The following is a 13,659-nucleotide window of genomic DNA, read 5'->3' on the forward strand; positions in this document are numbered from 1 at the left end:
CACCGTGATGCATGCCCTGCACGCAATGACCGACGACCTGTTCGCCCCCGGCGTGGTGCAGCTGGTGGACGACGCCGAGGGCGGCATCCGCTACTGGCCGGCCGCCATCGATCCGGCACTCGCCCGGGACTGGTTCGACACCCTGCGGGCGGGCGCCGCCTGGACCCACCTGCAGCGGCCGATGTACGACCGCGTCGTCGACGTGCCGCGACTGCTGGCCAGCTACGCCGTCGACGACCTGCCCGCGGAACTGCCACTGGCGGACCTGCTGGCGTGGGTGCAAGCGAGGGCGCCGGCGCCGTATTCGCGCATCGGCTTGAACCTGTATCGCGACGGCAACGACAGTGTCGCCATGCATGGCGACAAGCTGCACACCCTCCGGGCGGGCCACCCGATCACCCTGGTATCGCTGGGTGCGCCGCGGCGCATGCTGATCCGGGCCCGAGCGGGGGCTCGAGGGACGCTGGCGGTCGACCTCGCCCCTGGCAGCATCCTGTCGATGAGCCACGCCTCGCAGTCCACCCACGAGCACGGCATCCCCAAGACCCGCCGCCCCCAGGGCCCACGCCTCAGCGTGGTGTTCAGGGCCAGGGCGTAGGAGGACACGGCATGAAAGGGCGCGATGGTGCGCGCCAGCTGCAGACGGGGCGGGTCGGGAAACCTGCCTCGGCATCCGCGGGTGACCGGAGCCAGCTCCAGTAGGGACTGGCTCAGCGGGGCCAGCGCTGGTGCAGTTCATCGATGACGAAGCGGTGCGCGTGAAGCCCGTTCCCGGCATCGTGCTGGCGCAGGTGGGGATGGCCGTCGGGCAGGCCGGCGTGGTCATGCGCCAGCTGCTCCGGATCGTCCGACGGCCAGCTACGCCACGCCGCCAGCAGCCCCAACAGCGCCAGCGCGCCGAGCGCCGCGAGCGCGGCCTGCATCCCGTAGCGGGCGCCGAGGGCTCCCGCCAGCGGGTAAGCCAGCAGCCAGCACACGTGGGACAGGGAGAACTGCGCAGCGAACAGGAACGGCAGGTCCTCCGGCAGGGATGATCGACGCAGCAGCCGCCCGCCCGGCGTCACCAGTCCGGCGTAGGCCATGCCGAGCACTGCCCAGCTCGCCAGCAGGACCGGCCACGTCACGCCCATTGGCGCGGTCCATAGCGCCGTTGTCGCGGCCAGCGACAGCACCATGGCGACGGCCGACAGCAGCATCACCCGGCGGTCGGACACGTGCTCGAGCAGCCGCGGAAGCAGCAGCGCGACCAGCATCGAGCCAGCACCGAACGCTGCAAGCGCCCATGCCACCTCGCGTTCGCTGCCGCCGAGCCCGTCGCGCACGATCACCACGGTGTTGACGAAGGCCATCGCGCCACCCGCCGCGGCCACCAGGTTCAGGGCCAGCAAGCCCCGCAACCGCGGCGTACGCAGGTAGATGCGCATGCCGCGGATGGCCCGCGCATAGGGGCTGCCGCTGCTGCGTACCGCCGACGCGACCGGAAAGGCGGCGCTGACCACCAGCAACGCCGAGACTACGAAGCCGGCCGACGTCCCGGCGAACAGGCCGTGGAAACTGATCACGGTCAGCAGCGCGGCGGCGATTGCAGGGCTCAGCAGGCTTTCCAGGTCATAGGCCAGGCGCGACAGGGACAGCGCGCGCGTGTAGTCGCGTTCGTCGGCGAGCAACTCGGGAATGATCGACTGGAAAAGCGGCGTAAAGCCGGCCGAGGCCGATTGCAGCACTCCGATGACCAGGTAGACCTGCCACAGCTCGCTGACAAAGGGCAGCGTCAGCGCGGCCCCGGCGCGGACAAGGTCCAGCGCGACCAGTGCCCGCTTGCGCCACCGGGGCGGGACCAGCGCGGCCGATACCGGGGCCAGCGCCACGTAGACCGCCATCTTGATCGCCAGCGCCGTCCCCAGCACCTCACCGGCGCGGTCGCCGGCCAGGTCGTAGGCCAGCAGTGCCAGTGCGACCGTTGCCAGTCCGGTACCCAGCAATGCCACCACCTGAGCGGCAAACAGATGGCGGAACCCTCGGTGGCGCAGGATCGCGAGCATCGTCGGTCAGCCCACCGTCCCGCCACGGGCCAGGGACGCGGCACCGTCGCCGGGGTGCCGGCCGTGCGCGCGCCGGCGGCCCAACTCGCCGAAGCGCAGGTAGAGCGCCGGCAGCACCAGCATGTTCAGAACGGTGGAGCTCAGCAGGCCCGCCAGGATCACGATGGCCATGGGCGCCTGGATCTCGCTGCCCGGTTCCCCCGCCGACAGCGCCAGCGGCACCAGGGCCAGGGCGGTGGCCAGGGCGGTCATCGCGATCGGCACCAGGCGCTCTTCCGCGCCCCTGCGCACGCGCTCGATCGGGTCGTCGATGCCTTCGTCGCGCGCGAGGTGGTGGATGTGCGAGATCAGCATCACGCCGTTGCGCGTGGCGATGCCGAACAGGGTGATGAACCCGATGATGGAGGCGATCGTCAGGATCCCACCGGACAACCACACGCCCGCCACGCCACCGAGCAGGGCCAGCGGCAGGTTGAGCATCACCAGCAGCGCGTCCCGGGTGCTGGAGAAGGCCAGGTACAACAGCAGGAAGATGCCGACGACCACGCCGCTGCCGAGCAGCAGCAGCGTGCGCGAGGCGGCCGCGGCACTCTCGAACTGGCCGCCGTACTCGACGTGGTAGCCGGCCGGGAGGCTGATGTTCTGTTCGATCCGTTGACGCGCATCGTCTACCACGCCGGTCAGATCGCGCCCCGCCACATTGGCCATCACCACGATGCGCCGCTGCACGTTCTCGCGGCCGATCTGGTTGGGGCCGCGGCTGCGCTCCACGCGGGCCAGGGCCGACAGCGGGACGCGTGCGCCCTCCGGTGTTGCGACCTGCAGGGCCTGCATGGTCTCGACGCTGTGGCGTGCCGAGTCCGGCATGCGCACCACGACGTCGATGCTGGCATCGCCTTCCAGCACGCGCGAGACGGTGCTGCCGAAGAAGGCCGCTTCGATCACGTGGCTGGCCTCGCGCACGCTCATGCCGTATCGGGCCAGTGCGCCGCGGTCGAAGCTGACGGTCACGAAGGGCAGTTCGGATTGCTGCTCTAGGTTCACGTCGACCGCACCCGGCACCGCCTTGACCTGGTCCTCGACCTGCTGGCCCAGCCGGCGCAGTTCGTAGAGGTCCTTGCCGAACAGCTTGATCGCGATGTTGGCGCGGGTGCCCGAAAGCATGTGGTCGATCCGGTGGGATATGGGTTGTCCGATAACCACCTGCGCGCCGGCGATACCGGAGAACTCGCCGCGCAGGTGCGCCAGCAGGGCCTCCTTGCTGCGCTCGGCCATCGCCAGCGTGACCTCGATCTCGGAGGCGTAGATCTCCTGCGCGTGGGGGTCGAGTTCGGCGCGTCCGGTGCGTCGACCGGTTGCGACGACCTCGGGCTGCGCGAGCAGGATCTTCTCCACACGGCCCGCCAGCGCATCGGACTGGTCCAGCGAGGTGCCCGGCAGGGTGGTCACGTTGACCGTCAGGCTGCCTTCGTTGAAGTCCGGCAGGAACGCGCGGCCGGCACCCAACAGCGCGACCAGCGTCAGCACCGTGCCGACCACCGAAGCGATGCCGATGGCGCGCCAGCGCGACACGGTGGCGTCGAACAGCGGCCGGTAGCGGGCCTTGAACCAGCGCGACAGGGCCGACTCGCGGGCCTCGCGCACGATCTTCGAACGCGGCAACAGCAGGCTGCACAGCACCGGCGTCACGGTGACCGCGACGGCGAGCGACGCCAGCAGCGACACCACGTAGGCGAACCCCAACGGCTGCATCAGCCGGCCTTCCACCCCGCTCAGGAAGAAGATCGGCAGGAACACCAGCACGATGATGATGGTGGCGAACACCACCGAGCCCTGGATCTCGCGGGTGGCTGCGAACACCAGGTCCAGCACGCCGCGCCGTCGGGACTCTGGCAGCACCGCGTTCTCGCGCAGCCGGCGCACGGTGTTCTCGACCACGATGATGGCGTCGTCCACCAGCGCGCCCAGAGCAATCGCCATGCCGCCAAGCGTCATGGTGTTGATGCCGATCCCGGCGGCCTTCATCGCCAGCACCGCCACCACCAGCGAGAGCGGGATCGCCAGCAGGGTGATTCCGGTCGCGCGTACGCTGAGCAGGAATGCGAACACGATCGCGACCACCAGCAGCATGCCTTCGACGATCGCGCGCCCCAGGTTGCCGATCCCGACCTCGATGAAGTCCGCCTGCCGGAACAGGTTGGCGCTGATCGTCATGCCGGCCGGCAACGTGGTCTGGATGTCGTCCAGCACGCGGTCGAGCTCGCCCGTCAGCGCCAGGGTGTTGGCACCGGGCTGCTTCTGGATGCCGATGACGACCGCAGGCTCCCCGTTGAAGGCCGCCGTGCCGCGCGTGGGTGCCGCGCCGACCCGAACCTCGGCCACGTCCCGCACGAGCACCGGGCGGTCGCCACGGCGTGTGATGAAGACCTCACCGAGGTCCGCCGGCTCGAGGACGCGGCCGCGACCGTGGATCAGGAACTCCTGCGCGTTCTCGACGTAGAACCCCGCGGACGTGTTCTCGTTGCTCTGGCCCACCGCGTCCATCAGCTGGTCCAGGGTGACGTCGAAGGCGGCCATGCGCAGCGGGTCGGCCACCACCTGGAACTGGCGGGTGTCGCCGCCATTGGGGATGACCTCGGCCACGCCAGGCACCGCGAGCAGGCGTCGACGCAGTACCCAGTCGGCCGCCGTCTTCAGCTCCATCGGCGAGTGCCGGTCGGAGTGCAGGGCGATGAACATGATCTCGCCCATGATCGAGGTGATCGGGGCGAGCGTGGGCTCGGGCAGGTCCGGCGGCAATTGGCCGCGCACGGTCGCGATGCGCTCGGCCACGATCTGGCGCGCCTGGTAGACGTCGGTGCCCCAGTCGAACTCCACGGTGACCACGCCGATGCCGATGCTGCTGTTGGAGCGCACGCGGCGCACGCCGGGGGCCCCGTTGAGCGCGGTTTCCAGTGGGAAGGCGATCAGTGTCTCGACCTCCTCCGGTGCCATGCCATGCGCCTCGGCCACCACGGTCACCGACGGGGCGGTGAGGTCGGGGAACACGTCCACCGGCATGCGCTGGGCTTCGATCGCGCCCCAGAACAGCAGCAACAGTCCGCCGAACAGCACGAACAGGCGGTTGCGAAGGGACCAGCCGATCAGCTTCTCGATCATTCCGGCGCCCTCAGTGCGCGTGGCCGTGGCCCATGGCTTCCGGCGTCGCTGCCGCCAGCCGGACCTGCATCGCGCCACGGCTGACCACGCGATCACCCGCCCGCAGGCCTTCCAGCACCTCGAAGCGGTCGCCGTCGCGCAGGCCGAGCCGGACCGGGACGCGCGAGAACGACTCGCCACCCCGCATCACGTAGACGACCCGCTGGCCGCCGTCGTCGATGACGGCTTCGGCTGGCACGCTCAGGCCCGTGCGCGTGCCGCCGGTGAACACCCGCGCCTGCACGTTCTGGTTGAGCGCGATGCGCGGATCAGGGTCCGTCATCGCCAGGATCACCGGCACGCTCCGGCTCTCGGGGTCGATCATGGCGCCGACGCCGACCAGCCGGCCGTTGTCGCCGACGCGGATTTCCACCGGCGCGTCCAGTCCGGGCAAGTCGAACGCGGCACCGGTGGGTTCCTGCAGCCGCGCGGCGTCGGCCTCGGCCACGTGCGCCTCCAGCCACAGTTCGCTGCGGTCCACGATGTGGAACAGCAGGTCGCCTTCCTGCACCGCGGCGCCGTTGGTGATCGGCGCCAGCGCGAGCATCCCGCCCACCGGCGACTTGAGTGCGATGCCGCCGCTGCCCCCGCCCAGTTGCGAGACCCGATCCTGCGCCGCCCGCAGCTGAGCCTGCGCGACCTGGCCCGCGCTTCGCGCCTCCTGCAGCCGCCGTTGCGATACCGCCTGCTGGGCGTACAGGCGGTCCATGCGTGCCGCATCGGCCTGGGCGAGGGCGGCCTGGCTGCGCGCGGTGGCCAGGTCTGCCTGCAGGGAGGCGACGTCGGTGCCACTGCCCAGGCGCGGCACCAGCATCGCCAGCGTCTGCCCGCGCACGATCGGGTCGCCGAGCGTGGGGAAGTCCCCGCTGGCGCGCACGGTCCCGGCCATGGTGGCCACCACTTCGGCGGCGCCGTTGGCCGGCGGACGAATGGTCGCCGGGGCACTCACTGATTCGCGCAGGGCATGCGGCTGCACCGGCTCAAGCGCGAAGCCCGTGGTCCATTGCTGCTCCTTGAAGAAGCCGATCTCTCCTTCGACCGTGCCCGGCGCCGGGCCGGCCTCCAGCGCTGCCGCGGCATCGCCATGCACCACGACCTCCCCGAGGTCATGGCGCGCTTCCAGGCCGGGCGCCGCGATGACGAAGGTGAGGTTGCGCCGGCCGGTGGCGCGCGGCACCACGGTGGGCGCGAAGATGCCGGGCGCGCGCGGCGCGCTGACGCGGAAGCGCTCGGTGGGCGCGTTGCCGCCGGACAGGATCACGTCGACCGTTCCGGCGTCCACCGGCGTGTAGTCCGACAGCCGGGTGAAGTGCGCCACGAACGTCGACTTGGCGCCCGCGACCAGCGGGTCGAACTCGACGAACAACTCGGTCCGTGGCGTGAAATGGGTGTAGACCTGCGCCTGCGCTTCGGGCGCCGCGTTGCCGCGCGTGCGGTCGCAGCCTGCCAGGGCGAGGGCGACCAGGGCGGCAGGCAACAGGCGGTTGCGGAGCGTGGCGAGCGAAATCGAAAGGCGGCGCATGGCGGTTCCGTGGTCAATCGGGGGGAGCGTCCCGCCCGGCGTCCGGGCGGGACAGGTGGATCAATGGCTGTGGTCGGCGTCGTCGCCGTGCGGGTGGTCGCCTTCTTCCTCGGCGTGGTCCGCACCGGTGGGGTGGCTGCCGTCGGCGTTGTGCGCGTGGTCGTCCTCGCCCGCGTCGTCGGCCGCGATGGCCACCGGGGCTTCGTCGCCGTAGATGGCTTCGGTCTGGGCCGCGGCATCTGCGGTGGCCGAGGCATCAGCCTGCGGCGTGGCGTCGGCCGGTGTGGTGTCGCTGCTGCATGCCGCCAACAGCAGTGCGGCTGCGATGGCGGTGGCGGTGATGCTGGTCTTCATGGTCACTCCTTCAGTGGGGCGGGGCTGGATGAATCGGTATCGATCGGGCTGAGCAACTGGAGTTCAAGCAACGCGTCAAGCGCGCGCGACTGCTGCTCGATCGCCTGCTGGACGACATCGGTTTCGGCCCGATGGGCGTCGAGCAGGCCGACGAGATCGAGCTCGCCTTCGGCGAAGCTGGAACGGGCGATTGCAGTGAGGCGCGCGGCCTCGGGCACCGCGGACTCGAACAGCGTGCGTGCCGATGCGGACAACTGGCGTGCCTCGTCCAGTGCGGCCGTGCGGCGACTGCGCGTCTGCAGCAGTGCCCGCTGGTAGCGTGCCTCGGCCATCCCGGATTCGGCGGCCGCGCGCGCACGATCGGCCTGGTTGCGGTCGAACAGCGGCAGCGGCAGGCCCAACTCCAGGATCATCACGTTGTCGCTGAAGCCGGCATCCTGGACGCGCTTGGTGCCCACGCCGACGCTGAGCGGCAGGGCGAGCCGGCTTTCCGCCCGTGCCTGGGCTGCGGCCTCTTCCCGCCGTGCCTGGAGCACCGCCAGTTCGGCGGAGTCCTCGTCATCGGACGGCGCCGGGAGGGCAGGCAATGGCGGCACGGGGTCGAGCTCAGCGGTCAGCGCCGCTTCGCCGACCCAGCCGGCCAGGCGGGCGCGTGCGACGCGGGCTTCGGTATCAGCCAGCGCCGCTTCCGCCCCGGCCTGGGTGCTGGCCTGGGCGATGCGGCGACTTTCGTAGCCGGAGAGGTCACCGGCTTGCTGGCGTTTGCCGGCTACGCGGGCCAGTTCCTGAAGGCCGGCGCTGGCCCGCTGTCTGGCGTCCCTGAGGCGTTGGGTAGCCACGACCCTTGAGTAGGCGCGCAGCACCTCGGCTCGCAGTCGTGCGCGCTCGTACCGGGCGGCCGTCTCCGCCGCACGCACGCCCAGTTCGGCCGCGTCGATGCGCAGGCCGCGACGGCCGCCCAGTTCGATCTCCTGCGACAGCACCACGGTGGTCTCGCGTGCGTCGCCGCCGGGCGAGCCGCCGTTGCCGCGTTCCTCCGACAGCGCCAGCTCGGGGTTGGCCCAGGTGCGTGCTGCCAGGACTTCGCTGCGTGCAAGATCCACGCTGGAATCCAGTTCCTTCCGGACATGGGCTTGGGACAAAGCAAGCGCGACCGCATCATCAGCGGTCATGCGCTGCTGGGCGTGGCCGGACAACGCCCAGCACGCGAGCGACAACGCCAACAGGCGCCGCGCCTTGCAACGATGTGGATACAACACGGGCGAATCTCCGTCCGGATCGGGCTGGCAATCACGCAGGCACGGCCGCGGTGCGGCCGGGATCACCGGTCAGGTGATAGGCGGTCAGGCGATCGGCGGACGGAAGGGGAGGCTGGGCGAATCCCCGGGCAGGTGGGTACCGGCCAGCTCGGGCAGGTGTGTCGAGCACGCGGCCGGCATCGGGATCTCCATCGCCGTATGCGGCATTGCAAAGGAGACCGTGCTGGCCTGGTGCATCAACCCGTGGCTGCCGGTGGCGTGATCGCCATGGTCGAGCTCACCCGCCGGGTGCGGGTGGTTGCCAGCGCTTTGCAAGAGCGGTCCGTCGTGCCCGCCTTCATGATCATGCGCGTGGCCGTGGCCGAATTCGGGCTGCTCATGGGCCGCCGAGTGCAACTGGCCCACGGCGCCCAATGCAGGGCCCACCGCCATCCCGAGCACCAGCAGGGTGAGCAGGGCGGTGCGGAACAGCCGGCGAAGGGGGCGGGGTACGGGCATGACTGCCGTAGCCTAAGGGTGCGCGACGCCTTCGGCAATTGAGGTCGTTCAGGCACCACGGGTTCCAACGGTTCCGCATGGATCAACGGGCGCGAGAGGGAGGGCGCTCGCGGGAGGAACGCCCGCGCCTCCGCGTCCATGGGCTACGTGCCGCCCTCCATCCCACAAAAAAGGCCGGAAGCCAGCTTTCCTGCTGGCTTCCGGCCTTCGCCGGGCCCTTGCGGGCCCTCCATTGGTGGAGGTGGGCGGAATCGAACCGCCGTCCGAAGGCACTCCATCCCCGGTACTACATGCTTAGCGCTCCGTTATATCTCGCTCCCGAACAGCACGGCGCGCAAAGCGCATCCGGGAACCAGCCTGCTTTGGGTTAACCGGGTGCTGACAGGCAGCCACTCCCGGCGATTCCGTGATGATGACCCTACGCAGCGAGCACGGACACAAGCTGTTTCGGGGCTTACGCCTTAAGCGGCGAGAGCGTAGTTGTCGTCGTTGGCAACTAGAGTTTTGCAGCTGGATTTACGAGGAAAGCTACCCCCTCGGCATGCACCAGGCGATTTCGCGACCCCCGTCGAATCCAGTGCACCCCCGGGATCGTCATCGCTGACCGGGCCAGTATAGGGGTTGGCGGCCCCGACTCAATGCCCGCAACGCCCCGCCCGGGGTGGCGTTCATGTACAACCGCGCCATGCCGGCCTTGTATGCTTGACGGCCATGCCCGCGCCCGCCAATACCCCCGACTCCAATGCCCCCGGCACGGCATCGCCGTCGCGGCGGGGCCACCTGCTGGCGCTTGCCGTGTTGATCGGCTCCCTGCTGATCGTGTTCGTGACCTGGCGCGCCGCCTACGAACGCGAGGTGGCGACCGCGCAGGCACGATTCGTCGCCCGCACCGACGAGGTGGTGTACCTGCTCCGCGAGCGGATGAGCAACTTCGAACTGGTGCTGCAGGGCGGCTCGGCCCTGTTCGCCACCGTGGCGCGCCCCAGTCCGCAACAGTGGCGCGCGTACGCCTCGGGCCTGGACAGCGAGGAACGCCTGCCGGCCCTGGTGGGGCTCGGGTTCGCCCCATACGTCAGCAACTCGAGCCTGTCTCTGCTGCAGGTGGAGTGGCGGGGGTCGGGGTTCGGATTGCTCGAGGTCCGACCGCGCGGGCAGCGCTCGCACTACGCGCCCATCCTGCTGCTGGAGCCGCGCTCGCCGGAGAACCTCTCAGCCATGGGGTTCGACATGTACTCCGAGCCGGTGCGGCATGCGGCGATGGAGGCGGCCATGGAGACTGGCGAGTCCCGGCTCACCGCGCCCGTCCACCTGGTCCAGGACGGCTCCGACAGCGCCACCGGGCTGCTGCTCTACAAACCGGTCTACCGTGCGGGCGATCGGCCGGCTACCCGCGCGGCGCGGCTGGAGTCGATGCAGGGCTGGGTGTACATGCCCTTCCGCATGGAGGGCTTCGTCGACATGGCGCTGGGCGACCTGTTCGAGAACCAGCGCTTCCGGATCTACGACACCACCGACGGGCGCGACCAGTTGCTCTACACCACGCAGCTGGGGCAGGCGGAGGAGCCGCCGGCGTTCCGCCACTCCGCGGACGTCGAGCATTTCGGCAGGCGCTGGCGGGTGGAGTTCGACTCCCCGCCCCTGGCACAGGCGGTGCCCCGGCTGTCGGGCCCCAGCGGTCTGCAGTCGCTGCTTGCCCTGGGCCTGTTCACCTCGCTGCTGATGTACGCCATCGCGTGGGTACTGGCGCGGACGCAGGCACGCGCGCAGAGCCTGGCCACCCGCATGACCGAGGATTTCCGACGCAGCGAGCAGCGTTTCCGCAGTGCCCTCCAGTACTCGGCCATCGGCAAGGCGCTGCTGGACAGCGAAGGGCGCATCGTCGAGGCCAACCCCGCGCTGGGCGAAATCGTCGGGAGCGAACCGGGCGCGTTGATCGGCCTGAACCTGGAGGCGTTGTTCGAGGACAAGGAACCCCTGCCGATCGGCCATGGATCGGGGACGGGGCAGGGCCCCCTTCGCGCCACGCGCCGGCTGCACCACCACGGCGGCGGGATGCCGCGCCATGCGCAGCTCACTTACGCGCCGGTACCCGGAAACGTGGGTCAGGACGTCACCGGACTGATGCAGGTCGAAGACATCACCGAGCGCCTGCGCGCGGAGGCCCGCGTGCACGCGCTCAACAGGACGCTGGAGGCGAGGGTGGCGCTGCGCACGCGCGAGCTGAGCCAGGCCAACCAGGAGCTGGAGTCCTTCGCCTACAGCGTTTCGCATGACCTGCGCGCGCCATTGCGGGCAATCGACGGATTCAGCCGAGTGCTGGTGGAGCGCTACGGTGACCGCCTGGACGACGGTGGGCGGGACTACCTGGCCCGCGTGCGCAAGGCCGCCTCGCGGATGGGCGACCTGATAGACGCGTTGCTGAAGATAACCCGGGTGACCCGGGGTGAGCTCAAGCTCGAGCGCATCGACCTGTCGCGGATGGCGCTGGAGGTGGTTGAGGAGCTGCGCGCGGGCAGCCCGGACCATGCGCCGGTGATCGAAGTCGCACCGGGCCTTGAGGCCGTGGCCGATGCGGCCCTGGTGCGCAACCTGCTGGGCAATCTGTTGGGCAATGCGTGGAAGTTCACCCGGGGCTCCGAAGGTCCTCTAATTGTCTTCGGCTCGGCCATGCGCGAGGACGGTGAGCGCGAGTTCTACGTCCGGGACAACGGCGCGGGCTTCTCGCAGGAATACGTGGACAAGCTGTTCCGCCCGTTCCAGCGGCTCCACGCGCAGGAAGAATTCGCTGGCCACGGCATCGGCCTGGCTTCTGTCAAGCGCATCGTCGAGCGTCACGGCGGCAGCATCCGGGCCGAGGGCGTCGAAGGGAAGGGCGCCACGTTCTGGTTCACATTGCCGGGCGAGGACGACCAGGCGCCGGAGCCGGGCTACTGATTCCAGGCCGCTTTCCGCTTCGTAAGCGCTTGGCCGTGCAGGGGGCGAGGGAGCGAGGGGCTATGCGTTCTTGTTGTGCTGGCGCATCACGCGCTGCTTCTCGCGCGCCCAGTCGCGCTGTTTGCTGGTGTCGCGCTTGTCATGGCTCTGCTTGCCCTTGGCCAGGGCGAACTCGGCCTTGATGCGGTTGCCCTTCCAGTAGAGCGCCGTGGGCACCACCGTGTAGCCGTCACGCTGGACCTTGCCGATCAATGTATCGATCTCGTCGCGGTGCAGGAGCAGCTTGCGGGTGCGGCGCTCATCGGCAACCACGTGGCTGGAGGCGGAGATGAGCGGCGTGATCTGCGCGCCGAAAAGGAACATCTCGCCATTGCGGATGACCGCGTAGCTCTCGCCGATGTTGGCGCGGCCGGCGCGGATCGACTTGATCTCCCACCCCTGCAGGACGAGGCCGGCCTCGAAGCGCTGCTCCAGGTGGTAGTCGTGGCGGGCACGCTTGTTGAGCGCAATGGTCCCGCCCGCAGCGCCCTTTCCTTTATCCTTGCCGCCCTTGTTGTCGCTGTTCTTGGCCATCGCCGCATTGTCCCAGATGCCGGGAACCGGGCATAGCGAAAGCTGGCCCACGCGCGATCGACGCCGCGCTGCGACCCGTTCGAAGCCCCTGCCGACACCGGCGACACGCACGCCAGCCTGCCCAAGATGCCCACGATCCGCCGCTCCGCACTGGTCGAACACTCCGCTGCACGCATGTTCGCGCTGGTCAACGACATCGCGGCCTATCCACGCCGTTTCGACTGGTGCCATGACGCGGCGGTGCTGGAGCAGGGCACGTCGCGCATGGTCGCCCGACTTGACCTGGGGTTGGGCGCGTTGCGGACCTGGTTCACCACTGAAAACACGCTGAGTCCACCGCACCACATCGACCTGGAGCTGGTCGACGGTCCGTTCCGCAGGCTGTCCGGCCGCTGGGAGTTCCATGCATTGGACGAGTGCGCGTGCAAGGTCACGCTGAGCCTGGATTTCGAGCCTTCGGTGAAGCTGTTGTCGCCCGCATTCTCGCTGGGCTTCCAGGCGCTGGCCGACCGCATGGTCGATGACTTCGTCCGCGTGGCCGACCGCGAAGACCTCGCGTGAGGGTCACCGTGATCCGTGCATGGCCGGGACGCTTCGACCAGGTCGAGGTCGAACTGCAGGCTGGCGCCACCGTTGCCGATGCGCGTGCCGCGGCATATTCCCCGGACGACCCCGAGTGTGTTGGAGTCGCGGTATTCGGGGAGCGCGCGGGACCGGACACGCCGCTGCGCGACGGGGACCGGGTGGAGCTGCTGCGCGCGCTGCAGACCGACCCGAAGGATGCACGCCGACGCAGGGCCCGCGACGGGGGCCAGCGCTAGGGAACGAGCACGGCAAATGCGCCAACGTCGCCGGCGCGGTGCCTGCTACCTCTTTTCGCGCGCCAGGTTGCGGCCGAACTGCTTGACTGCATTGCGCGCGATCTCTTCGTCCTGTTCGGGGAAGTAGTCGCCCTCCCAGCGCGCCAGTGCATCGTTCTCGAACCACAGGGTGAGGTTCTTCACCTCGGTGCGGCCGCGACGGTCGGTGCGCTGGCTGGCGGTGTAGTCCCAACGGTCGTGGTGGAACGGGTCGGTGATCGAAGGGCTGCCCAGCAGCGCGATCACCTGCGGCTTGCCCATGCCGGCCTGGAGCTGGTCGACGTTGGCCTTTTCCAGCAGGTTGCCCTGGTAGATCGGCTGGCGGTAGACGATGCCGCAGCCGGCGGTGGCGACGGCGACGATTAGTACGAGCAGCAGCTTGCGCATTCTGTTTTTCACGGCGGGTCGAAGACCGGCCG

At 69.7% G+C, this 13,659-nt stretch carries 12 protein-coding genes and 1 other RNA gene; 4 read left to right on the plus strand and 9 right to left on the minus strand.

The window, feature by feature from the left end; translation table 11 throughout:
- The first annotated feature begins 7 nt into the window (after positions 1-7).
- Positions 8-598 carry an alpha-ketoglutarate-dependent dioxygenase AlkB gene (locus ACJQWL_RS01815; protein ID WP_330968144.1) on the plus strand — a complete coding sequence of 197 codons (591 nt, stop codon included), beginning with the start codon at positions 8-10 and terminating at the stop codon, positions 596-598.
- Between the two features lie 112 nt (positions 599-710).
- On the opposite strand, the gene ACJQWL_RS01820 is transcribed toward ACJQWL_RS01815, so the two are convergent.
- The 7 genes from ACJQWL_RS01820 to ssrA all read right to left on the minus strand — a co-directional run bounded on the left by ACJQWL_RS01820 (position 711) and on the right by ssrA (position 9,460).
- Positions 711-2,042 carry an MFS transporter gene (locus tag ACJQWL_RS01820; RefSeq protein WP_330968145.1) on the minus strand — a complete coding sequence of 444 codons (1,332 nt, stop codon included), beginning with the start codon at positions 2,040-2,042 and terminating at the stop codon, positions 711-713.
- Positions 2,043-2,048: 6 nt separating this feature from the next.
- Entirely contained in the window at positions 2,049-5,201 is a 3,153-nt protein-coding gene (locus tag ACJQWL_RS01825) for an efflux RND transporter permease subunit (RefSeq protein ID WP_330968146.1), read from the minus strand.
- 10 nt (positions 5,202-5,211) lie between these two features.
- On the minus strand, positions 5,212-6,762 hold the full coding sequence (locus ACJQWL_RS01830; protein WP_330968147.1) for an efflux RND transporter periplasmic adaptor subunit: 1,551 nt from the start codon (positions 6,760-6,762) through the stop codon (positions 5,212-5,214).
- A gap of 60 nt (positions 6,763-6,822) precedes the next feature.
- A complete protein-coding gene (locus ACJQWL_RS01835) occupies positions 6,823-7,116 on the minus strand; it encodes a hypothetical protein (RefSeq protein WP_330968148.1) in 294 nt (97 codons plus the stop codon).
- A gap of 2 nt (positions 7,117-7,118) precedes the next feature.
- Complete coding sequence (locus tag ACJQWL_RS01840) at positions 7,119-8,219, minus strand: TolC family protein (RefSeq protein WP_502361384.1); 1,101 nt, start codon at positions 8,217-8,219, stop codon at positions 7,119-7,121.
- 240 nt (positions 8,220-8,459) lie between these two features.
- A complete protein-coding gene (locus ACJQWL_RS01845; protein ID WP_330968149.1) occupies positions 8,460-8,873 on the minus strand; it encodes a hypothetical protein in 414 nt (137 codons plus the stop codon).
- A 233-nt stretch (positions 8,874-9,106) separates the two neighbouring features.
- Positions 9,107-9,460: a transfer-messenger RNA gene (gene ssrA, locus ACJQWL_RS01850) on the minus strand.
- Positions 9,461-9,584: 124 nt separating this feature from the next.
- On the opposite strand from ssrA, the gene ACJQWL_RS01855 reads away from it, so the two are divergent.
- The gene (locus ACJQWL_RS01855; protein ID WP_330968150.1) at positions 9,585-11,807 is read left to right on the plus strand and encodes a CHASE domain-containing protein; all 2,223 of its coding nucleotides are present in this window, start codon (positions 9,585-9,587) and stop codon (positions 11,805-11,807) included.
- Positions 11,808-11,867: 60 nt separating this feature from the next.
- Here ACJQWL_RS01855 and smpB read toward each other — a convergent pair whose 3' ends face one another.
- Entirely contained in the window at positions 11,868-12,380 is a 513-nt protein-coding gene (smpB, locus tag ACJQWL_RS01860) for an SsrA-binding protein SmpB (RefSeq protein ID WP_330968151.1), read from the minus strand.
- A 126-nt stretch (positions 12,381-12,506) separates the two neighbouring features.
- On the opposite strand from smpB, the gene ACJQWL_RS01865 reads away from it, so the two are divergent.
- A complete protein-coding gene (locus tag ACJQWL_RS01865; RefSeq protein ID WP_330968152.1) occupies positions 12,507-12,941 on the plus strand; it encodes a type II toxin-antitoxin system RatA family toxin in 435 nt (144 codons plus the stop codon).
- Complete coding sequence (locus ACJQWL_RS01870) at positions 12,938-13,201, plus strand: RnfH family protein (RefSeq protein ID WP_330968153.1); 264 nt, start codon at positions 12,938-12,940, stop codon at positions 13,199-13,201. Before ACJQWL_RS01865 ends, ACJQWL_RS01870 begins: the two co-directional genes overlap by 4 nt.
- Positions 13,202-13,246: 45 nt before the next feature.
- On the opposite strand, the gene ACJQWL_RS01875 is transcribed toward ACJQWL_RS01870, so the two are convergent.
- Positions 13,247-13,627, minus strand: coding sequence for an outer membrane protein assembly factor BamE (locus tag ACJQWL_RS01875; RefSeq protein WP_330968154.1), 381 nt, complete (start codon positions 13,625-13,627; stop codon positions 13,247-13,249).
- Positions 13,628-13,659: the final 32 nt, after the last annotated feature.

Origin of the sequence: Novilysobacter viscosus (genome assembly GCF_046600715.1) — a bacterium.
GTDB classification, from domain to species: Bacteria; Pseudomonadota; Gammaproteobacteria; order Xanthomonadales; family Xanthomonadaceae; genus Lysobacter_C; species Lysobacter_C viscosus.